Origin of the sequence: Mycobacterium farcinogenes (assembly GCF_019739075.1) — a bacterium.
GTDB lineage: Bacteria > Actinomycetota > Actinomycetes > Mycobacteriales > Mycobacteriaceae > Mycobacterium > Mycobacterium senegalense.
In genome coordinates, this window is sequence record NZ_CP081673.1 from 1751860 (window position 1) to 1773728 (window position 21869).

General features: G+C 67.5%; 20 protein-coding genes. 10 read left to right on the forward strand and 10 right to left on the reverse strand.

Features of this window, described 5'->3' with window-relative positions:
* Positions 1–242: 242 nt before the first annotated feature.
* Positions 243–1052, forward strand: coding sequence for a serine hydrolase (locus K6L26_RS08235; RefSeq protein ID WP_221852918.1), 810 nt, complete (start codon positions 243–245; stop codon positions 1050–1052).
* Positions 1053–1133: 81 nt separating this feature from the next.
* Here the strand turns inward: K6L26_RS08235 and efeB are convergent, their stop codons facing one another.
* Genes efeB through efeU form a run of 3 tightly spaced genes read right to left on the reverse strand, consistent with a single transcriptional unit; the run spans position 1134 to position 4553 of the window.
* A complete protein-coding gene (gene efeB, locus K6L26_RS08240) occupies positions 1134–2456 on the reverse strand; it encodes an iron uptake transporter deferrochelatase/peroxidase subunit (RefSeq protein ID WP_019347202.1) in 1323 nt (440 codons plus the stop codon).
* Positions 2437–3609, reverse strand: coding sequence for an iron uptake system protein EfeO (gene efeO / locus K6L26_RS08245; protein WP_221852919.1), 1173 nt, complete (start codon positions 3607–3609; stop codon positions 2437–2439). The genes efeB and efeO overlap by 20 nt, the downstream gene beginning before the upstream one ends.
* Positions 3606–4553, reverse strand: coding sequence for an iron uptake transporter permease EfeU (gene efeU, locus K6L26_RS08250; protein WP_221852920.1), 948 nt, complete (start codon positions 4551–4553; stop codon positions 3606–3608). The genes efeO and efeU overlap by 4 nt, the downstream gene beginning before the upstream one ends.
* A 207-nt stretch (positions 4554–4760) precedes the next feature.
* On the opposite strand from efeU, the gene K6L26_RS08255 reads away from it, so the two are divergent.
* From K6L26_RS08255 to K6L26_RS08275, 5 genes are all read left to right on the forward strand, one after another.
* Positions 4761–5492 carry a lytic transglycosylase domain-containing protein gene (locus K6L26_RS08255; RefSeq protein WP_043369906.1) on the forward strand — a complete coding sequence of 244 codons (732 nt, stop codon included), beginning with the start codon at positions 4761–4763 and terminating at the stop codon, positions 5490–5492.
* Between the two features lie 96 nt (positions 5493–5588).
* Positions 5589–6872, forward strand: coding sequence for a phosphopyruvate hydratase (gene eno / locus K6L26_RS08260; RefSeq protein WP_019347206.1), 1284 nt, complete (start codon positions 5589–5591; stop codon positions 6870–6872).
* 27 nt (positions 6873–6899) lie between these two features.
* The gene (locus K6L26_RS08265; protein WP_221852921.1) at positions 6900–7607 is read left to right on the forward strand and encodes an FtsB family cell division protein; all 708 of its coding nucleotides are present in this window, start codon (positions 6900–6902) and stop codon (positions 7605–7607) included.
* On the forward strand, positions 7600–8091 hold the full coding sequence (locus K6L26_RS08270) for a DUF501 domain-containing protein (RefSeq protein WP_019347208.1): 492 nt from the start codon (positions 7600–7602) through the stop codon (positions 8089–8091). Before K6L26_RS08265 ends, K6L26_RS08270 begins: the two co-directional genes overlap by 8 nt.
* Complete coding sequence (locus K6L26_RS08275) at positions 8088–9026, forward strand: Ppx/GppA phosphatase family protein (protein WP_280639569.1); 939 nt, start codon at positions 8088–8090, stop codon at positions 9024–9026. The genes K6L26_RS08270 and K6L26_RS08275 overlap by 4 nt, the downstream gene beginning before the upstream one ends.
* A 112-nt stretch (positions 9027–9138) precedes the next feature.
* Here K6L26_RS08275 and K6L26_RS08280 read toward each other — a convergent pair whose 3' ends face one another.
* The 6 genes from K6L26_RS08280 to K6L26_RS08305 form a co-directional block, all read right to left on the reverse strand.
* Positions 9139–10209 (reverse strand): MPT63 family protein, encoded by a 1071-nt coding sequence (locus K6L26_RS08280; protein WP_245008703.1) that lies wholly within the window; start codon positions 10207–10209, stop codon positions 9139–9141.
* A 212-nt stretch (positions 10210–10421) separates the two neighbouring features.
* Positions 10422–11993: a radical SAM protein gene (locus tag K6L26_RS08285; protein ID WP_065061856.1), complete on the reverse strand. Its 1572-nt coding sequence runs from the start codon at positions 11991–11993 to the stop codon at positions 10422–10424.
* Positions 11990–12481 (reverse strand): hypothetical protein, encoded by a 492-nt coding sequence (locus tag K6L26_RS08290; protein WP_245008704.1) that lies wholly within the window; start codon positions 12479–12481, stop codon positions 11990–11992. Before K6L26_RS08290 ends, K6L26_RS08285 begins: the two co-directional genes overlap by 4 nt.
* Entirely contained in the window at positions 12478–13263 is a 786-nt protein-coding gene (locus K6L26_RS08295) for a prolipoprotein diacylglyceryl transferase (protein ID WP_047040067.1), read from the reverse strand. Before K6L26_RS08295 ends, K6L26_RS08290 begins: the two co-directional genes overlap by 4 nt.
* 25 nt (positions 13264–13288) lie before the next feature.
* Positions 13289–13993 carry a ZIP family metal transporter gene (locus K6L26_RS08300; protein WP_019349182.1) on the reverse strand — a complete coding sequence of 235 codons (705 nt, stop codon included), beginning with the start codon at positions 13991–13993 and terminating at the stop codon, positions 13289–13291.
* Between the two features lie 501 nt (positions 13994–14494).
* Complete coding sequence (locus K6L26_RS08305) at positions 14495–14848, reverse strand: ArsR/SmtB family transcription factor (RefSeq protein WP_036395046.1); 354 nt, start codon at positions 14846–14848, stop codon at positions 14495–14497.
* Between the two features lie 105 nt (positions 14849–14953).
* Between K6L26_RS08305 and K6L26_RS08310 the strand changes: the two genes are divergently transcribed.
* The gene (locus tag K6L26_RS08310) at positions 14954–16909 is read left to right on the forward strand and encodes a heavy metal translocating P-type ATPase (RefSeq protein ID WP_221852924.1); all 1956 of its coding nucleotides are present in this window, start codon (positions 14954–14956) and stop codon (positions 16907–16909) included.
* Positions 16910–16978: 69 nt separating this feature from the next.
* On the opposite strand, the gene K6L26_RS08315 is transcribed toward K6L26_RS08310, so the two are convergent.
* Positions 16979–19000 carry a propionyl-CoA synthetase gene (locus tag K6L26_RS08315; RefSeq protein ID WP_342394409.1) on the reverse strand — a complete coding sequence of 674 codons (2022 nt, stop codon included), beginning with the start codon at positions 18998–19000 and terminating at the stop codon, positions 16979–16981.
* On the opposite strand from K6L26_RS08315, the gene K6L26_RS08320 reads away from it, so the two are divergent.
* From K6L26_RS08320 to K6L26_RS08330, 3 genes are read left to right on the forward strand one after another with little or no spacing between them, the layout of a single operon-like run.
* Positions 18975–19778: an SDR family NAD(P)-dependent oxidoreductase gene (locus K6L26_RS08320; RefSeq protein WP_221852926.1), complete on the forward strand. Its 804-nt coding sequence runs from the start codon at positions 18975–18977 to the stop codon at positions 19776–19778. The genes K6L26_RS08315 and K6L26_RS08320 overlap by 26 nt on opposite strands.
* Before the next feature lie 20 nt (positions 19779–19798).
* A complete protein-coding gene (locus K6L26_RS08325) occupies positions 19799–20272 on the forward strand; it encodes an SRPBCC family protein (RefSeq protein ID WP_043369976.1) in 474 nt (157 codons plus the stop codon).
* Positions 20269–21867, forward strand: coding sequence for a phytoene desaturase family protein (locus K6L26_RS08330; protein WP_221852927.1), 1599 nt, complete (start codon positions 20269–20271; stop codon positions 21865–21867). Before K6L26_RS08325 ends, K6L26_RS08330 begins: the two co-directional genes overlap by 4 nt.
* Positions 21868–21869 lie beyond the last annotated feature (2 nt).

Genomic DNA, 21869 nt, shown 5'->3' on the forward strand with positions numbered 1-21869 from the left:
TTAGCTGAACGGGCGGTCCTCGGCTGTGGCGGGCCGGATGAGTACCGGGTGTCAAGCGAATTTTGCTGAACGATCGCCCGATCGGCTGTGGCTGACGGGCAAAGTTTGCTGGCAACTAGAATTTTATTGACGCGGACGACATCTGTTTCGCTGGGTCACAACCTGACAACGGCGGCATTTCAGCTCGGCCGGCGCGAAGCGGCGCGAACGTCGGACTGGCCGCCTCGCACTACTCTCAGCACATGCGGGTACTGCGGGTGGCTGCCGTCGTCCTGGCTCTCGGTCTGGGAATGGTGACACCGCAAGCTATGGCGGACTGTGCGGCCACGGGATGCGACCTGCGCTCGCGGATCGCGGCGGCCGACGCTTACCTGACGTCGCGACCGGGCACCGTCGGTTACGTGCTGCGCGATCGCGTCACCGGCACGCGCTATGCCAATCACAATGCGAATCAGATGATCTGGACCGCCTCCACCATCAAGCTGGCGATGGTGGTCGATCTGCTGACCAGGGAACGGGCCGGAGCATTGCGCCTGTCGGGCGGCGACCGTCAACTCATGGTCGACATGCTGCGGAACTCTGACAATGATGCCGCCGACGCGCTGTGGGCGCGCTACGGCGGGCCGGATCACAAGGCGTTCAACGCCGGCTTTCCGCGGTACGGCATGACCGATCTGCGGCCGCAACCGGGATTCGGTGACGTCTTCCCGTACTGGGGTTTCCAGAAATCGACAACCAACGATTTCGACCGGCTGATGAACTACGCGCTTACCCAACTGAATCCGGCCGACGCGGCCGCCGTGGTCTCCGAAATGCAGCGAGTCAGTGGAGAGCAGCAGTGGGGGGTGTGGGGCGCCGGACCGTCGATGAGCCCTGGCAACAAGAACGGATGGTCGCAGGAACAGGGCGGCTGGGTCGTCAACTCCGTGGGCTTCGCCGGGCCCAACCAGCGTTACACGCTGGCCATCATGAACGGGCTCAACGCGCAGGGCGGCTACGACGACGGCGTCGCCACCACCACCCGGCTCAGTCAGATCCTGCTCGGCCCCTGAGTGCGTCGAACGTGACGCAAACGTCGTCGTCGGCTGCTGGCAGCAACGTTTGCGTCACTCTCGGCGCAAAAGCCCTGAGCCTCACTCGAAGAGCGTCGAACCCCAGTACCCGGAGGTATCACCATCACGGAGCCCCGGTGGGCAGGCGAAGATAGCCGTCCCGGTGTGGGTGATGTACTCGTTGAGGGCATCTTTGCGAGCCAGCTCCCGTTGCATCGGAATGAACTGCTTTTCGGGGCTGCGCACGAAAGCGATGAAGAACAAGCCCGCGTCCAGATGCCCGAAGCCATCCGACCCGTCGGTGAAGTTGTATCCGCGGCGCAGGATCTCGATGCCGCCCAGGTGCTCGGCCGAGGCCAGCCGCACGTGCGCGTCGACGTCGATCTTGGGATTGCCCTTGCCGTCGGTGATCTCGAAATTGAGCTCGTCGAATTCCTGCTGCAGTCCGTTGGGGGCGCCGCTGCCCTTCTGACGTCCGATCACCCGCTCCTGCTCCAGCAGTGTGGTGCGGTCCCAGTTCTCGATGCGCATCCGGATACGCCGAGTGATGAGGTAGCTGCCGCCGGTGAGCCAGGCCGGCCCGTCGCCCTCGGCCACCCAGACATTCTTGTCGAGCAGGTCGGTCTGATCGGCCTTGAGGTTGTTCGTTCCGTCCTTGAACCCGAACAGGTTTCGGGGCGTGGCCTGATCGCGGGTGGTAGAGGAGGTCCGGCCGAAGCCCAGCTGTGAGTACCGCACCGCAACGGTGCCGAACCCGACACGGGCCAGGTTGCGAATCGCGTGCACCGCAACCTGCGGGTCGTTGGCGCACGCCTGCACACAGATGTCACCGCCGCAGCGAGCCGGGTCCATGGTCTCGTTGGGGAACTTCGGCAAATCCTTGAGTTCGGCCGGTTGCTTGTCGGCGATACCGAAGCGGTCCTTACCGTCCTTGACGAAGAACGACGGCCCGAACCCGATGGTCAGGGTGAGTTGTGAGGCCGGCAGGCCCAGCGCCTCACCGGTATCCGATGGGGGCGCATACGGATTGCCGTCCACGGCACCGCCGTCTTCGGTCTCTTCGCCGCGCGTCATCCGCTCGGCCATCTGGGTCCACTGCTTGAGCAGTGCGATGACGTCCTCGCGGTTGTCGGTGGTGACGTCGAAGGAGCAGAAGTGCATGCGGTCCTGCGCCTCGGTGATGATGCCTGCTTGCCGGTCACCTCGAAACGGAACCGGACCCTGCAGGAGTCCGTGCGGGGTGCTGGCCGCGGAAGCCCGGCCCGCCAGTGCGCCTGCACCGGCGGCACCGACTACCGCAGCTGTGACCCCGGCGGCGCCGAACAGCTTGCGCCGGGAGAATCCGGTCGACTGCTCGGTGCCCGTGGTACCCGAATCCTCCGAGCTATTGGTGGGCGACGACACCTTGCACCTGGCTCACTTCTTTGCTCAGCGCGTCGATGGCGCGCGACAATTCCTGGCGTTGCGGCTCGGTCACCTTGTCGTAGAAGACGAAGCCGTCGCCTTCACGATACTTCTCCAGCAACTTCTCGACATCGGCGAAGCGCTGGTCCACCCGCTTGCCCAGCTCGGCGTCGCGCTCGTCGAGAATCGGCCGCACGGAGGCCACCGCGGTCTGCGAACCCTCGACGTTGGCCTTGAAATCCCACAGGTCGGTGTGGCTGAAGATGTCCTCTTCGCCGCTGATCTTGCTCATCGCGACCTCGTCGAGCAGGCCTTGCGCGCCGCCGGCGATCTGGGTGGAGTCGATGGTCCAGTCCGGCTTCTTCACCCCGGCCTCGAGCTCTTTGACGTCGGCCAGCAGCTGGTCGGCGAGCGCGTTGGCGTCGGGCTGGAGGCCAGTCACCCACAGTTGCTTCTCCAGGGCGTGGAACCCGGTCCACTTCTGGCCTTCTTCCAGGTCCGCCTCGCGCAGGTCGATGCGCGGGTCCAGGTCATCGGGGAAGGACTCGGCGACGGGTTCGATGCGCTCGTAGTAGGTGCGCGTGGTCGGGTACAGCGACTTGGCTTTCGCGACGTCCTTGGCCTTGACGGCCGCGACGAATGCCTCGGTGGACGGGACGAGCGCGTCGACCTGGCTGAGCACGTACCGCTTGTAGCTGTCAGCGGCTTCCTTGAACTTGCCCTGGGTGTCGACCTGGACGGCCTCGCCGGTCACCACGAAATCGCCGCGGATGCCCTCGCCGACCATGCCGGGACGGCAGGAGGTCTGGTAGGTGCCCGGCTGGGTCAGCTGAACGATGAGCTGGCGCTTGAGCCCGGGGGAGATGTTCTCCACCTCGCCCATGACCCGTTCGCCCTCGCCGTAGACGTAGAACTCGGTGACCTTGTTGCCGGTGTTGGTGACCTCGAACGTGCTGGCCCCCGTCGTCGCGGTGGTGCCGGACAGCTTGCACTCGGTGTCGGAGGCATCGACGGTGATCGCGGCAGCCTTGGACCCGTCGCCGCTTGCGCTGCCGTCGGCGGCCTCCTTGGCCTGGCACGCGCTCATCGAGATGCCGGCCAGCACCGCCGCGGAGGCGGCGAATCCGGTCTTGACGGCAGGAGTCAGCTTCACTTGGTCGACCTTTCGGATGTGGTGGAGGACTCCGGCTCGGCGGTCGGCTCGGAGGAAGTCTCGGGGGAAGTCGCAGCGCTGGCCGCCCCCGCGGTCCGGATCGGTTTCAGGAACAGCGCCAACACCACGACGATGTAGGCCAGCCACGCACTGAACTGCAGCACGGTCGGCGTCGGGTCGATGTTGAAGACGCCCTGGATGATCTCGCCGTACCAGGCTGACCAGTCGAATGCGCCGCTCATGTCGAAGGCTTTGGCGTTCAACCCCGGGATCCAGCCCACCGTCTGCAGCGCCTTGATGCCGTAGGCGAGGATGCCGGCCGCCACCACGACCAGGAAGATGCCGGTGTATTTGAAGAACTTGGCCAGGTTGATCCGCACCGCGCCGGCGTACATGCCATAGGCGATCGCCGCGGCGATCAGGACCCCGATGATCAGGCCGGTCAGCGGCCACAGGGTTTCGGCCTCGGCGTAGCCGACCATGAACAGCGCGGTCTCCACACCTTCGCGGCCCACCGCAAGGAAAGCCAGCAGCGCCACGGCCAGGCCGCCGGTCTCCAGCGCCCGCGACATCTCGCCGCGCAGTTGGCCGGACATCGACGCGGACGCCCGTTTCATCCACAGCACCATGGTGGTGACGATGACGACGGCGATCAGTGAGGCGATACCGGCGATGGCTTCGGCGCCCAGCCCGCTGATCGTGTTCTCGCCGAACTGGATGACCAGGAAGACGGTGACCGTCATGGCGATGGCGGCGCCCACGCCCAGCCACACCCATTTGAGCGCGTCGCGGCGTTCGGATTTGACCAGAAAAGCGACCAGGATCGACACCACGATGGCGGCTTCGAGGCCTTCCCGCAAACCGATCAGGCCACTGCCGAACACCTGCGAGGTGACGTTGGACGCGGCCAGTGTGCTGGTCGGAACGTCCGAGATGACAGTCATCAAAGCGTCCTCGTTCGGCCGGGGTGAAATCACCATAAAAGACGTAGCCTTGCCTTGCCATAGCAAGGCGTGGCTCACCTTAGCAGGGGGGCCTGTGGGTGCTGCCGACTTCACCTGCCGTTCTTGCGGCACGCCCCCGTCGCCCGACGCGTCCGCACCTACGCATGCGACGATGGCCAATCAGACCGAGCGGGTTGAGGGAGTCCGGTGTCGCCAGTGCGTTGGCTGCGGGCTGTCGCCGTAATTGCTGCGACAGCGCTGCTGTTGGCATCCAGCTGTTCGTGGCATCTGGGGACGCCAATTCCCGAGGGTGTGCCACCGCCGGCCGGTGACCCGGTACCGGCGATCGACACTTACGCCAAAGGCCGGCCCGCCGACCAGCTGCACGACTGGGCCGCGCAGCGAGCGCCTGCGCTGGGCATGCCCGTCAACGCCCTCGAGGCCTACGCGTACGCGGCACGCGTCGCCCAGGTGGAAAACCCCAACTGCCAGGTGGCCTGGACCACCCTGGCCGGCATCGGCATGGTCGAGAGCCACCACGGCACCTACCGCGGCGCGATGATCGCGCGCAACGGCGACGTCACTCCGCCGATCCGCGGAGTGCAATTGGACGGCACCTCCGGCAACCTCCACATTCCCGACACCGACAAGGGCAAGCTGGACGGGGATCCGCTGATGGACCGCGCCATGGGGCCGATGCAGTTCATCCCCGAGACGTGGGGGCATTTCGGGGTCGATGCCAACAACGACGGTGTGGTCAGCCCGGACAACTTCGACGATGCGGCGCTCTCGGCCGCCGGGCTGCTCTGCTGGTACGGCAAGGACCTGTCCACCCCGCGGGGCTGGATGAAGGCGCTCAAGGCCTACAACAACTCGGACCAGTACGCCCGGATGGTGCGGGACTGGGCGACGGCATATGCGGCCGGCCACGGTCTGTGACACCACGGGTGGCCCCAGTGACACGCCCAAACACGCCGTCGCGCGGACCACGCTCTAGTCTCATCCATACACGCAGGACTCAATAAGGAGAAGCCAGTGCCCATCATCGAGCAGGTTGGAGCCCGCGAGATCCTCGACTCCCGTGGCAACCCGACGGTCGAGGTCGAGGTGGCCCTGACCGACGGCACGTTCGCCCGGGCTGCGGTGCCGTCGGGTGCGTCGACCGGCGAGCACGAAGCGGTGGAGCTGCGTGACGGCGGCTCCCGCTACGGCGGCAAGGGCGTCGAAAAGGCCGTGGAGGCTGTGCTCGACGAGATCGCCCCGGCGATCATCGGCCTGGCCGCTGACGATCAGCGCCTCGTCGACCAGGCACTGCTGGATCTCGACGGCACGCCGGACAAGTCCCGCCTGGGCGCCAACGCGATCCTCGGTGTCTCGCTGGCGGTGGCCAAGGCGGCTGCGGACAGCGCCGCCCTGCCGCTGTTCCGCTACCTCGGCGGACCGAATGCGCACATCCTGCCGGTGCCGATGATGAACATCCTCAACGGTGGCGCTCATGCCGACACCGGCGTGGATGTCCAGGAGTTCATGGTCGCCCCGATCGGCGCTCCGTCGTTCAAGGAATCGCTGCGCTGGGGCGCCGAGGTGTACCACTCGCTCAAGTCGGTGCTCAAGAAGCAGGGCCTGTCCACCGGGCTCGGCGACGAGGGCGGCTTCGCCCCCGACGTCGCGGGCACCAAGGCCGCCCTGGACTTGATCGCGACGGCCATCGAGGCCACCGGTTTCAAGCTCGGCAGCGATGTCGCGCTGGCGCTGGACGTCGCCGCCACCGAGTTCTACACCGACGGCACGGGTTACGCCTTCGAGAAGGAGACCCGCACCGCTGAGCAGATGGCCGAGTTCTACGCCGGCCTGATCGACTCCTACCCGCTGGTGTCGATCGAAGACCCGCTGTCCGAGGACGACTGGGATGGTTGGGTCGCGCTGACCTCGGCCATCGGTGACCGTGTCCAGCTGGTCGGCGATGACCTGTTCGTCACCAACCCGGAACGGCTGGAGGACGGCATCGAACGCGGCGCCGCCAACGCGCTGCTGGTGAAGGTCAACCAGATCGGCACCCTCACCGAGACCCTGGATGCCGTTGCGCTGGCACACAACAGCGGCTACCGGACCATGATGAGCCACCGCTCCGGTGAGACCGAGGACACCACCATCGCCGATCTCGCCGTCGCGGTGGGCAGCGGTCAGATCAAGACCGGCGCCCCGGCCCGCAGCGAGCGGGTGGCCAAGTACAACCAGCTGCTGCGCATCGAGGAGGCGCTCGGCGACGCTGCGCGTTACGCCGGCGACCTCGCGTTCCCGCGGTTCGAGGCCAAGTAACGCAGGCGTCTGCGCACCAAAACGTCGATGCCCGAAGCGAAGCGGCCCGATCCGAAGCGACGCTCACCGGCCTCCCGGCCCGGGAAGCCGGGCAAGGCCGGGGAGTCGAATCGGCCGCGCGCATCGCAGGCCCGCCGCCGGGCGGCTGAATCTCGCCCGGCGCAGGCTGAACCGGTGGCCGAGGAAAAGGTCACCAAAGCCATTGCGGTGCAAGCTCAGCAGCAGGCCGAGCTGCAGTCCGAACAGCGTTTCGGGTCGACAGCCCGCAGGGCGGCGATCCTGGCCGCGGTGGTGTGTGTGCTGACCCTGACCATCGCCGGACCGGTTCGCACCTACTTCGCCCAGCGCACCGAGATGAAACAGCTCAAAGCCAGCGAGCAGCAGTTGCGGGCCCAGATCGCCGATCTGGAGCAGCAGAAGGTCAAATTGGCCGACCCGGTGTACATCGCGGCGCGGGCCCGCGAGCGGCTCGGCTTCGTCATGCCCGGCGACACCCCTTACCAAGTGCAGTTGCCGCCCGGTGCTCTGGTGTCGGATGACGCGGGAGCACCGGTGCCTCCCGGCTCGACGGTGCCCGCGGGCCAGCCCTGGTACACCTCGTTGTGGCACACCATCGCCGATGAGCCGCACGGGGTTTCCCCGACGATCGGCGGGCCGCCGGCCCCCGGCGGTCCGGCCCCGGGTGGCCCGCCGGCACCGCCTCCGCCCGCCGAACCCCGAGGTCCCAATGGTTGATCCCGCTGACATCGACGCCGTGACACGGCAATTGGGCCGTGAACCGCGTGGAGTCCTGGAGATCGCCTACCGGTGCCCCAACGGCGAGCCCGGGGTGGTCAAGACAGCGCCCAGACTTCCTGACGGCACGCCGTTTCCGACGTTGTACTACCTGACCCACCCGGCGCTCACCGCCGCCGCGAGCCGGCTGGAGTCCTCGGGTCTGATGCGTGAGATGTCCGAGCGCCTGCAACAAGACGAGGATTTGGCCGCGGCGTACCTGCGGGCGCACGAGTCGTATCTGGCCGAGCGCGACGCGATCGAACCGCTGGGCACCACGTTCACCGGTGGCGGCATGCCGGATCGGGTCAAGTGCCTGCACGTGGTGATGGCGCATTCATTGGCCAAAGGCCGCGGGGTCAATCCGTTTGGTGATGAGGCGCTGGCATTGCTGGCGGTCGAGCCGGCGATGGCCGGAATCCTGGATCGTGAGGTGTGGGTTTGAGTCGGGTCGGAGCAATCGACTGTGGCACCAACTCGATTCGTCTGCTGATCGCCGACGTTGTGGACGGCAAGCTGCGCGACGTGCACCGCGAGATGCGAGTGGTCCGGCTGGGCCAGGGCGTCGACGCCACGGGGCAGTTCGCTCCGGAAGCGTTGGCGCGCACCGAATCCGCACTGGCCGACTATGTCGCACTGATGAGCGAGCACTCGGTCACCGCGGTGCGTATGGTTGCCACTTCGGCGGCACGCGACGCCGGCAACCGCGACGACTTCTTCACGATGACGGCCCGACTGCTGGGCAAGGTGGTGCCTGCAGCGGTGGCCGAGGTGATCACCGGCACCGAAGAGGCCGAGTTGTCGTTCCGCGGTGCGGTTGGTGAACTCGACCCTGCCGCAGGCCCTTTCGTCGTGGTCGACCTCGGCGGCGGCTCGACCGAGGTGGTGCTCGGCGGCACGGCGGTGCAGGCCAGCTACTCCGCCGACATCGGGTGTGTCCGGCTGACCGAGCGCTGCCTGCACTCCGACCCGCCCACCGGGGCCGAGGTGGATCAGGCACGAGCGGTGGCTCGTGACGGCCTGGCCCAGGCGCTGCGGGTGGTGCCGGTCGAGGGAGCGCACACCTGGGTCGGTGTGGCCGGAACGATGACCACGCTCTCGGCGCTGGCGCAGCGCATGACCGAATACGATCCTGAGGCAATTCACCTGTCTCGCATCGGGTTCGACGCACTCCTCGGGGTGTGCGAGCAGCTGATCGGCATGACGAAGGCTGAACGTCTGGCGCTCGGCCCGATGCACGCCGGCCGGGCCGACGTGATCGGTGGCGGCGCGATCATCGTCGAGGAATTGGCGGCCGTGCTCGGTGAGCGGGCCGGCATCGGCGAACTGGTGGTCAGCGAGCACGACATTCTCGACGGCATCGCGCTGTCGATCGCCTGACTTTGGAAATCGGTGAGCGGCCGGCGATCGAGAAGGCCCGCAACCACGTCCACACATAAAACAACGGCCGAACGCGGTTGCCCGCGTCCGGCCGTTGCCGTGACTACCTAGTTCAGGACGCAGTCCCGTGGTTGCTCGCCGGGGCCACCGCGGGGGCCGGGGCGGGCGTGGTGACGACCGGCTGGGTGCCGGCGGGAACCAGCGCCGGCTCTGTGGCCGGAGCAGCCGGAGCGCCCGGAGCCGGAGCGGCCGGGGCAGCCGGATCGCCCGGAACCGCGGCGGGAGCACCCTCAGCGGGCACGCCCTCGGCCGGGGTCACCGCGGTGGCGGCGTTGCCCGCACCCGCGGCGGCCGGTGCCGGGGCACCCTCGGAGACCGGCGTGCCGTGAGCGACCGGGGTCGACTCGGGGGCCGGAGCGCCCGGTGCCGGAGCGGCCGGAACGGCTTCGGTGCCGGCCGGGGTCGCGGCCGGGGCACCCGGGGCCGGGGTGGCGGCGGGCAGGTCCGACGCACGGCTGCCCACACCTGCGGCGGCGGGAGCGCCTGCGGCGGCCGGGGCACCCGGCGTGGCGGCGGGCGCGGGGGCCGGGCTGACGGCAGCCGGAGCAGCCGGGGTGGCGCCCGACGGGGCGGCGGCCGGAGCGGCAGGGGTGGCGGCCGGGGCCTGACGCTTCGGCGCGTTGGCCGCAGCGGGAGCCGAGGCGGGCGCCGCGGTCTTGTTCCACACCAGGACGTCGTTACCACCGGCGTTGTAGACGACGGAGGTCGGCTGGTCACCGGTCACGTCGAAGTAGATCTTGCCGCTGGTCTTCTGACCCTCGGCCAGGGTGGCCGGGTTCACGCCCTGCTGGCTGGGCACCTGGAACAGCGCGCGGTAGTTCTGGCCGTCGGCGGCGCGGACGTTGAAGTTGGAGACGATCGGCGTCACCGAACCCCGGAGGGCCTCGTTGGTCGCCGTGACCTCCCACAGGGTGCCGCGGGGCGCGTAGTTGATGGTGTCGGTGCTGGGCTTGAGATCGGTCACCGTCCAGACCTGGGTGCCGCCGTCCAGCTTGCCCTGGCCGCCGAGCGCAGCGGTGGTGACGGCACCCGCGTCGGCGTCGGCGAGCGCCATCGGAGCGCTGGCGACGATCGCCGCGGCGGCGATGGCCGCTCCGGCAAAGGCCGTACTGATATTCGTCATCTTCAAGGCATTCACTCCTGACTGGTCCAAAAAGAGTTGGCAGGCCCCCGGCAGTGGGACACCCACTTCATTGGAAGTTAGCAGCTTAAGAGGACGGTTAGGAACAGTAGTTCGCAGTTTCTGCCATCGGCGCTTGGCAGAAAACCGTGTTGACCTGGGATCCGAGCTCTGTGGTCAGGTTGATAACACAGGTGACCAGGATGTTCGGCGTCTCATCGAATCTCGATGAGCGGTAATGCTTGTCCCCCCGACAGGGACAACCGTTGGCGCCCGAGCGCGGGCCAGGCCTGCACGGCGCAGAACGGGGCGCACTGGTGTTGGGCCGAGTCCGGTTGCGGCGAGCGGGTGCCGACGTGCACGCAGCACTGAATCAGCCGTTCCTCGATCATCGTCGACATGTCCATGAACGGCTTGACGGTCAGCCGTACCACCCGCTCGCCCAGCAACGCACGGATCTTGCGGCGACGCCCCGGCAGGGCTGAGGAAGCCAGTGTCAGCAGTGTTCCCATGCCCAGATCGCAGCTCTCACAGATCGCGCGCCACACATCGCCGATCTGCGGATGCGACAGCGACGACTGCTCCGAGAGCAGTCCCAGCAGCGATTCCTGCACCGCCATGCGCAGTTGGCGCGGGATCTCGGTGTCGGCGATGCGATTGGAGACCAGACCCAGCTTGTCTTTGAGGCTCTCGGTACCGATCACCGAAACCAGCGAGCGCCACTGGCCGCCGTCGTCGCGGATCAGGTAGCCGACCGAACAGCAGTGCGGGTGCGAGCAGGGCAGTGCGGTCAGATCCCGCCAGGTGACCGCGCCGTCGGTCTGCGGACCCAGCCGTTTGAGCACACCGGTGTGGGTGAGCCGGTTCATCGGATCGATGGCACCGGAGCGGCCCGAGCCGAACTGCGGCTGGATGGTCAGCCCGCCGACATACGGTGTGTCCAGGGCGAGTCGGACCATGTCGCCGATCTCGTCGTCATTGATTCCCAGCGCGCAGGTCATCACCAAGGTGGTGAAGATCTCCCGCTCGGACAGCCGCTGGAGGGCCTGGCTCTTGGTCCTGCGCAAGTCACCGCCGCGGTGGTGGCGGTGCGCTTGTTCGGACAATCCGTCGTATTGCAGGTAGACCTCGACGCGTTCGCGGTGCCGGGTGAGCAGGTCGAGCAGCGCGTCGTCGTTGGCGATGCGGAGTCCGTTGCTGTTGACCAGGATTCGGGTGATCGGCCGGGCGACCAACTGATCGAGCAGTTCGGACAGGTCCGGGTGCAGGGTTGGTTCGCCGCCGCTGAGCATCAGCACGTCGAGGCGCCCGTTCTCACGGGCCAACCGCTGGTCGACGTTGGCCAGCACGTCGGCGGCCGGCACCACGTGGCGCAGGTCGGGCGAGCTGTCGGTGAAGCAGGTCGGGCAGCGCAGGTTGCAGGTCTCGGCGATGTCGGTCAACAGGATGCAGGTGTGCTGCGTCTGCATTTCGGGCAGGCCGCGCAGGTAGGCCGACGGGATGGGGTCGAAGTTGCCGGCCACGTCGGGCGTGTGAGCTTTCGTCGGGGCGGTCCACTCTTCCAGGTAAGACAGGATCTCGGGATCCTCGTCGTAGAGGGTGCGGACCAATCCGTGTGTGCGGCAGCCGCGTTCGAGCCAGATGCGCCCGTCGCGTTCGATGAGCATGCCGGCCAGACGCGCGACGTCGGCCAGCGGACGCTCGGGAGCCTCGTCGTGACAGTGCGGGCAGAAGGCAGTGACATACCGGTGCAGCCGGTCGCCACGCAACGCCATTCCCGCGCTCATAGATACATCGTGGGGTTGACGCCGGTGCAGATGCCGGCGGTGACGAGCGAGGTCAGTGCCCAGCCGATCATCAGACCCAGGCCCAGACCCCGGGTGTCCGCGTTGGTGGACCGCAGCATCATGGCGCCCCCGCCGAAAGCAAGGAGTGCCAGCAGCGCTGCGCCCAGGCCCAGGACCACGTCGGAACTTATGCCGGCGCTGTCGGCCCATCCGGTCATCATGACCGTGCTGAATCCGACGATCACATTGAGCACGACAAATATCAACGGCCCGAGCAGGACTGTGACCGTGGAGATCCGCCGCTGGCGCGGCTGCTGCGGCGGTGGGCCGGCCGGGTAGTCCAGTGGATACGGGTAGACCGGGTAGACCGGGTAGCTGGATGGCGGTGGCCCGTGGTAGCCGGGCGGAATGCCTTGCGGCTCAAAGCTGTCAGGGCCGTCACCGTGCGGAGGCGTGTCGTCAGGTGGGCCGGGCGGCGGTGTCGTCATGCGGGCACCTCCTGAGGGTGGGCTGGTTTGCGATAGTACCCGCGGCGGTAGCCGTACCACAGCCGAAATCCGAGGATCAGCAACGACGGCAGCAGGAACCATTGCGGGCGGGTCAGGTCCAGCCACACCGTCTCGTTGGCGCGGACGAACTCGACGAGGAAACGGAATACCGCGTAACCGGCGACGTAGAGCACGAACAACTCCCCGGGCTTGCCGATGCGTGGCCGCAGCCACAGCAACACGGCGAATGCGGTGAGCTGGAAGGCGATCTCGTAGAGAAACGACGGGTGCATGGCGGCCCCGGTGAGGCATCCCGGACATTCCGGGGTGTCGGCCGGGGCGTGGATGCCCCACGGCAGTGTGGTGGGTCGGCCCGGGGCTTCGGTGAGATGGCAGCCGATTCTCCCGATGGCCATGCCGAGCGCCACGGCGGGGGCGAACAGGTCGCCGGTCTTTCCGCGATAACCGCCGAGTCGCTTGGCGATGAGCACGCCGAGATAGGCGCCGAGCAGGCCGCCGAGAATGCTGCGCGAGCCGAACTGCCAGGCCTGCGCCAGGCTCGGGTTGGCGCTCAAGTCGAGGTGCCGTGCCCACCCGGTCATCCTCATCCCGATCGCGCCACCGATCAGCGCTCCGGCCGCGGCCACGACGGACTGTTCGTTGACCGCACCGCGGCGGCGGGCCTCGAAGATGAAGACCAGCAATGCGGCCGACACCCCGAGGGCGACGAACAGGTTGTGCACCCCGACGCTGAGCGGCCCCAGGTGCCACTGGTCAGTCACCCGCCGAACCTAACCCGGCAGTGGTTCATCCGGCCAGCGACAGCCCGGCCGCAACCGCAAATCCCAGCACGGCCGCCAGGCCGGCATTCTCGCCGGCCTTCTCGGTGGCTTCCGGGATCATCGAGCCCACCAGCATGACCAGCAGCGCACCGGCGGCGAAACCGTTGATCCCGCCCTGCAATTGGGCGCCGGCGATGTTCTGCAGCTGGTAGCCGCCGACGGTCGCCAGGGCGCACAGTGCGGCGATCGCGGCCCATCCGCCCACGATCCGGCGGGCGGAATCTCCCGCGGACCGCATGTCGCTGGCCGACCCGATGGATTCGGGGAGGTTTGACACGAAAATGGAGACCACCAGCGCCAGGCTGACACCGGCTCCGGTCGCGATACCGATGCCGAGTGCGGCTTGTTCGGGAATGCCGTCGAGTAGCGCACCGAGCAGCAGGGGTAGACCGGCGGTTTGGGTTCCGTTGCGGCCCATTCGATCTACGGCTTTGTCCGCGAGGTAGAACACCACGGCTCCGACGGCCAGGCCGAGCGCCACGGCCCAGGCGCCGCTGGCGCGGAAGCCTTCTTCGGCGAGTTCGAAGGAGATGCTGGAGATGAGCGCCCCGGCGCCGAAGCCGAGGACGAGACCGACGAGGCGTTGGTTCCAGTCCCGGACCACACCGGCGACTGCGCCGATGAGTAGTGAGGATGCGGCCACCAGACCCCAGGTCAGTGCGGAGAGCACAGGCGCAGCATAAGCCAGCGCAGGCTCAGAACCGGGGAAGCGGGGGCGGGGAGAAACGTGACGAAGCGCGAGATCGCACGACCGATCGGTGCGATCGATGAGAGTTCGGGGAGGGCATCAGGCGGCGGAGGGATCGCGGGTGGTGGCCTGTCGCGGACTGCCCGGGCGACAGGCCACCGACGGCGTCAGCGCCGCGCGTTGCAGTTCGGGGGGTTACCGCAGTGGTGTCCACCGTCGCAGGCATTGCAGCGGCAGGTGCAGGATCCCTTGGTTGCGATGCGCATCGTTGTTCAACTCCTCACTGTTCGGGTGCCGCCGGTGGCCGACAGCAAACTCCCGAGTATGGGCGGATATCAACATATAACGACTTCACAATAGTTCGGCCCACCCTGAAAATAAAGGATTCGGGCACGTGCGCGCGTTTTTGCCGTCCCGCTCGCGCCGGTGCGGCGAGCGAAGATGAACACTGCGTGAAACTCTTTGGCTGCAGCTGTTTTAGAGTCAGGCGGAGTTTTCGCGGGCGCCGAGCCGCAGGTGCTCGATGTGGTAGATGGCTTCGTCGAGTAATTGCGCCACATGGCTGTCGTAGAGCCGGTAGACGATGTTGCGGCCGGACCTGTCGCCGGTCACCAGACCGAGCGCCCGCAATAGTCGGAGTTGGTTGGAGACGGCGGGCTGTTCCATGCCGACCGCGGCGGACAACTCGGTGACCGAGCACGGTGATTCTCGCAGCCGGGTCAGGATCAGCAACCGGTTGGGCGAGGCGAGGGCCTGCAGGGTCTCGGCGACTTTGGCTGCCGAGGCGGCGTCGAGGGACGCTGCCGGCGTCGCTCGCCCCTCAACTCCGTGACCCATGACATTCATTCAAGCACGCGGGTCAAGACATTGGTGATACATTTCAATCTCTACATGTATAAATGTTCGCAAGCTATGTGAGACGAAGAACCGGAGGTGCAGGCCATGACCGCTGTGTCGGGCGACCGATTGTCGGTGCGCGACAGCCGAGACAGCGCCGCCAGGCCCGCCGGTGCACGCGGGATCGGCACGTGGATCTGGTCGCTGAGCTCGGTGCGCTGGGCCGTCCTGGCCCTGGGATTGATGCTGAGCGGCGTGATCGCGCAGGTGGCCGATGCTCCAGCACCGGTGTGGTGGACGCTGTATTTGGCCTGCTATGCCGCCGGCGGCTGGCAATCGGCGCTGTCCGGTGTGCAAGCGCTGCGCGACCGCACGCTCGATGTCGACCTGTTGATGATCCTGGCGGCGATCGGTGCGGCGGCCATCGGGCAGGTGTTCGACGGCGCACTGCTCATCGTCATCTTCGCGACGTCCGGAGCGTTGGAGGACGTGGCCACCACGCGCACCGAACGGTCGGTGCGTGGTCTGCTCGAATTGGCGCCGCCCGATGCGACTTTGGTCGACGGTGACGGCGCGCAGCGGGTCGTCGCCGCCGAGACATTGCGGCCCGGCGACCAGATCCTCATCCGGCCGGGGGAACGGATCTCGGCTGACGGCACCGTGATCGGGGGCTCCTCGGACGTCGACCAGTCCTCGATCACGGGTGAACCGCTTCCGGTGGCCAAACAACGCGGTGACGAGGTGTTCGCCGGCACGCTCAACACCTCTGGGGCACTGCGGGTCACGGTGACCCAGGACCCGTCGAGCACGGTGATGGCCCGCATCGTCGAGGCGGTTGCCGCGGCCTCGGCGACTAAGGCCACCACACAGCTGTTCATCGAGAAGGTCGAGCAGCGCTATTCGGTGCTCGTAGTGGCGGCGACCCTGGCGTTGTTCGCGGTCCCGCTGATACTGGGCAGCGATCTACGCTCAACTCTGTTGCGTGCCATGACGTTCATGATCGTGGCCTCACCGTGCGCGGTCGTGCTCGCCACCATGCCACCGCTGCTGTGCGCGATCGCGAACGCGAGCCGCCGCGGGGTGTTGGTGAAATCGGCGGTGGCCATGGAACGGCTGGCCGACACCGATGTCGTGGTGCTGGACAAGACCGGAACCCTCACCACCGGCGCGCCCCGGGTATCGCACGTGTTGACTCTTGCCGGCGCCTCGCCCGACCAGGTACTCGCAACCGCCGCTGCCGCAGAACAATTCAGCGAACACCCGATCGGTCGGGCCATCGTCGCCGAGGCGGTATCGCGCTTGCTCACGGTGCCCGAGGCCACGGGCTTCACTGCCCGCGCGGGCCGCGGGGCGCAGGCGATCGTCGACGGATGCAAGGTCGAGGTACTCAGCCCCGCGGCATATGCGGGTCCGCCGATCCCAGCGGTGAACGAGATCGAGAACACCGGGGCGACCGCCGTCGTCGTGGCCGTCGACGGTGATGCGATCGGGGTGCTGGGGTTGCACGATCAGGCCCGTCCGGGCGCGGTCGCTGCTGTGCGGGCGCTGCGCGCGATGACCGGATGCTCACCGGTGCTGCTCACCGGTGACAACGAATCCGCCGCAACACAACTGGCTGCCCAGTTGGGCATCGAGGATGTGCGGGCCGGGCTGTTGCCCGAGGGCAAGGCGGCCGCGGTCCGGGAGTTCGAAACCGCTGGGCGTCGCGTGCTCATGGTCGGTGACGGCGTCAACGACGCACCGGCCATGGCGTCGGCGCATTCGTCCATGGCAATGGGCCGCGCCGGTGCCGACCTCACCGTCGACACCGCCGACATCGTCACCGTCGGCGACGACCTCTCGGCGATCGCGTCAGTGGTGGCGTTGTCGAAGCGGGCCCGGCGCCTCGTCATCGCCAACCTGGTGATCGCAGCCGGCGTCATCACTGTGCTGGTGACGTGGGACCTGGTGGGGCATTTGCCGTTGCCGTTGGGAGTGGCCGGTCACGAGGGCTCCACCATCCTGGTCGCGCTCAACGGCCTGCGACTGTTGAGCAACCGCGCCTGGCCCCGACTTTCCTAGCGCGAGCAGACGCAAATGTACGCGACACGCCGACGATTTCAGTACATTTGCGTCTGCTCGGCGGAGAAATCAGGGACGCAGGACGTCCTTGAGGGCATCGAGCACCGCGGGATCCTCGATGGTTGAGGGCACCGGCTCGTCCCGGCCGTCGGCGATCCCGCGCATGGTCTTGCGCAGAATCTTGCCGGACCGGGTTTTCGGCAACGCCGTCACCACGTCAACCTTCTTGAAAACCGCTACTGCCCCGATGCTTTCGCGCACCCGGTCCACGAGCTCCTGCGTGATCCCCTCGGTGGATGCGCCGCTCTTGAGCACGACGAAGCCGCGCGGCACCTGCCCCTTGAGCTCGTCGGCGACACCGATCACCGCGCATTCGGCCACCGAAGGATGGTCGGCCAACACGGCTTCGATCGAACCGGTCGAGAGCCGGTGTCCGGCAACGTTGATCACGTCATCGGTGCGGCCCATCACGAACAGGTAGCCGTCAGAGTCCAGGTATCCGCCGTCACCGGTCAGGTAGTAACCGGTGAACGCCGACAGATAGGACGCGACATAGCGGTGATCGTCACCCCACAGCGTGGGCAGCGTGCCCGGAGGCAGTGGCAGCTTGATGCAGATCGCCCCTTCCTCGCCGGCCTCGCATACGGTGCCGTCCGAACGCAGGATCTGCACGTCGTAGCCGGGCATCGGCACCGTCGCCGAGCCGGGCTTGATCGGCAGCGGTTCGACGCCCATGGGGTCGGCCGCGATGGCCCACCCGGTCTCGGTCTGCCACCAATGGTCGACGACCGGGATGCCGAGTTTGTCTGCGGCCCAGTGGTAGGTGTCGGGGTCCAGCCGCTCGCCGGCCTGGAACAGATACTTGAGCCCGGACAAGTCGTAATCGGCCAGCCGGGTGGCGTCGGGATCTTCCTTCTTGATCGCGCGGATCGCGGTGGGGGCGGTGAACAAGGCCTTGACGCCGTATTCGGCGGCCACTCGCCAGAACGCCCCGGCGTCGGGGGTGCCGATCGGTTTGCCTTCGTAGAGCACGGTTGTCGCGCCCAGTAGCAGGGGCGCATACACGATGTAGGAGTGGCCGACCACCCAGCCGACGTCGGAGGCCGCCCAGAACACGTCGCCGGGTGCGATGTCGTAGATGTGGCGCATGCTCCACAGCAGGGCGACGGCATGCCCGCCGTTGTCGCGGACGATGCCCTTGGGTTTACCGGTGGTGCCCGACGTGTACAGGACGTACAGCGGATCGGTGGCGGCCACCGGCACGGGATCCGCCGGTTCGGCGTCGGCGATCAGCTGCTTCCAGTCGTGATCGCGTCCGTCGACCAGCTCGCAGGGGCACTGCTCGCGTTGCAGGATGACGCAGGCCCTCGGTTTGTGTTCGGCGATCTCCAGCGCCGCGTCGAGCATGGGCTTGTATTCGACGGTGCGGGTGGGCTCGATGCCGCACGATGCGCTCACCACGACCACCGGTCGGGCATCGTCGATGCGGGTCGCCAATTCGTGCGCCGCGAACCCGCCGAACACCACCGAGTGCACCGCGCCGAGCCGGGCGCAGGCCAGCATCGCGATGACGGCCTCGGGCACCATCGGCATGTAGATCACGACCAGATCGCCCTTGCCGACCCCGAGGCCGCGCAGGGCGCCGGCGAACCGGGCCGTGGCATCGCGCAACTCGAGGTAGGTGTAGTCGGCCTTGGCGCCGGTGACCGGGGAGTCGTAGATCAGCGCGGTCTGATCGCCGCGCTCGGCGACGTGGCGGTCCAGGGCGTTGGCGCAGGTGTTCAGCTCGCCGTCAGGGAACCAGCGGTAGAACGGCGGGTTGGTGTCGTCGAGTATGCGCTGCGGCTCCGACGTCCAGGTCACCGCCTTGGCGGCGTCGGCCCAGAACGAGGCCGGGTCGTTGAGGCTGGTGTCGAACAAGGCGCGGTAACCGGACATAGCGCAAACCGTAATCTGCGTCACTTGCAACGGGCGTGCAACCCGGCAAATGAGCGACAAGCGGTGGTCTTTTGTCTGCGGACGGCTGGCACGTTTGACTCCGGCAGCGTCGGGTAGCCCAGCGACCATGGTTGATACACGGCCGCTGGCCATGGTGACGGGGGCGTCGAGTGGTATCGGGTGGGAGCTGGCCAAGCTGCTCGCCGCTGACGGGTATGACCTGGTTCTCGTCGCCGACGAGGACTCTGTTCACACCCACGCCGAGGAACTTGAATCGAGCGGGACCAGTGCCCGGGCGATCCAGGTGGATCTGCGGGTTCCCGACGACGTCGACCAGCTCTATTACGCGGTGACCAAAGGTGCTACCGACGGCACTGCGCGCCTCGATGTCGCCGTGCTCAACGCCGGTGCGGGCCGCGCCGGCCCGTTCGTTGAGGGTGATCTGCAGACCGACCTCGGGATCATCGACCTCAACGTGCGTTCCACCACCCAACTGGCCAAGCTGGTGCTGCGCGACATGGCCGCACATGGTGCGGGCAAGGTGCTGTTCACTTCGTCGGTCGCCGCCGCGATGCCCGGTTCACTGCAAAGCGTCTACAACGCCTCGAAGGCGTTCGTCCTGTCCCTGTCCGAGGCTCTGCACGACGAGTTCCGCGACACGAACATCACCGTCACGGCGCTCATGCCGGGGCCCACCGACACCAACTTCTTCCGGCGCAGCGGCATGTCGGACACGGTGGTCGGCCAGATGTCCAAAGACGATCCGGCCGACGTCGCGAAGCAGGGGTATGAAGCGCTGATGAGCGGGCGGCGCAAGGTGGTCGCCGAGTCGGTTTCGTCCAAAGCCCTGGGCTTGGCCAACCGGGTGCTGCCGGACTCCGTCAAGGCCGCGGCGAGCCGGCTCATCTCCAGCCCGGCGGGGCGACACTGACACCGAAAGGACCATGCGCCATGGACTCTTCTCCGGCTGCGGTGGACAGCCCGCTGACCGTCAAACGCGACACGACGGCGACTCGACAACAAGTGTGGGATGTGATCGCCGACGGGTGGACGTATTCGCAGTGGGTGGTGGGAAACACGCGCATGCGTGCGGTGGACCCGAACTGGCCGGCGCCCGGCAGCCGCATCCACCACACCATCGGCGTCTGGCCGGTCGTGGTGAACGATGAGACCGAGGTGGAATCCTGCACGCCCACCACAGAACTCGTGCTCTTGGCGAAGACCCGCCCGTTCGGGATGGCCCGCATCGTCTTGCGGCTCGCCGACACGCCCACAGGGTCACGGGTCGAAATGGCTGAGGTACCGGTCGGTGGGCCGCTGAACTGGATCCCGCGGCGGCTGGCGCTGTTGGCCGTCTATCCACGCAACCGCGAATGCACCGAGCGATTGGTGGCCCTGGCAGAGCGGCGGGTCGAGCCCGAATGAGCCATGGCACCGCGGATGCGGTGGTGATCGGCGCGGGGCACAACGGGCTGGTCGCCGCGTCCATGCTGGCCGACGCCGGCTGGGATGTGGTGGTGCTCGAGGAGCAGTACGAGCCCGGGGGAGCGGTCAAGAGCGCCGAGCTGTTCCCCGGCTATGTCTGCGATCTCTACAGCGCGTTCTACCCGTTGTCGGTGGCCTCGCCGGCCCTGCGCGCCCTGCATCTGGAAGACCATGGGCTGCGGTGGACGCACGCCCCCGCGGTAGTGGGCCATCCACGTTCGCCCGACGACGACGATGCAGCGGTGATCTATCGCGAAATCGAGCGCACGGCAACCGAGTTGGAACGCCGTCACCGGGGCGACGGAGATCGGTGGTGTGCGCTGTTCGACCAGTGGCAGCACGTTCGGGATGCGCTCATCTCGGCCCTGTTCGCCCCGTTCCCCCCGCTGCGCGGACTGGTTGGGCTGCTGCGGAAGCTCGGGACCGCGGAGGCGCTGAGCTTTGCGCATTCGTTGCTGCTGCCGGCGGGGGTGCTGGCCGAGCAACTGTTCGAGGGGGAGGCGGCTCGACTGTTGCTGCTGGGCAATGCGATGCACGCCGATGCGCCGATCGACGCCCCGGGCAGTGGAGTGATGGGTTATCTGCTGTTGATGATGGCTCAGGACGGCGGGTGGCCGGTGCCGGTCGGCGGCGCAGGACAACTGACGGCGGCCCTGGTCAACCGGGCCCGCTCGGCCGGGGCCCGAATCGACTGCGGGAAAACGGTTTCAGCCATCGAGGTACGCGGTGGGCGGGCAGTCACCGTGCACACGGCCGACGGGGCCGCGGTGCGGGTGCGCCGGGCGGTGATCGCCGACACCTCGGCCCCTCGGCTCTATCAGGACCTGTTACCCGAGGACTCGGTTCCGGCTGCGGTGGCCGACAGCATGCATCACTTCGTCTGGGACACACCGGTGCTGAAGGTGAACTATGCGCTGGATGCACCGGTGCCGTGGCGGTCCAAGAGTCTGAACGACGTGGGAACCGTGCATCTGGGGGCTGATCGTGACGGCCTGATCCGGTGGATGGCTGACCTGAACACCGCGACGCTGCCCCAGCAGCCGTTCATGTTGTTCGGGCAGATGACCACCGCAGATGCCAGCCGTTCGCCGGCCGGCACCGAAAGTGCATGGGCCTACACGCATCTGCCGCGCGGGATGGCTGACGACGCCGCTGCCGACCAGCTCGCCGAGCGGGTGGCCCAGGTGATCGAGGAGCATGCGCCAGGCTTTACCGACCGCGTGGTGGGCACCGTCGTCCAGCGTCCCTCCGATCTACAGGCCGGCGATGCCAACCTGCACACCGGCGCGGTGAACGGCGGAACCTCTCAGCTGTTCCAGCAGTTGATCTTTAGGCCCGCTCCCGGCTTCGGCCGGGCTGAAACACCGGTGGCCAACGTCTACCTCGGCAGTGCCGGGGCCACGCCGGGCGGCGGGGTGCACGGTATCTGTGGACGCAACGCCGCCCGCGCGGCGTTGGCCGGCGACGGTGTTCGGGGCTGGCCGCGACGCCGGCTCAACCGCGCTGTCCTGGCGCTCACCGCCGGCTCCCGGTAGCC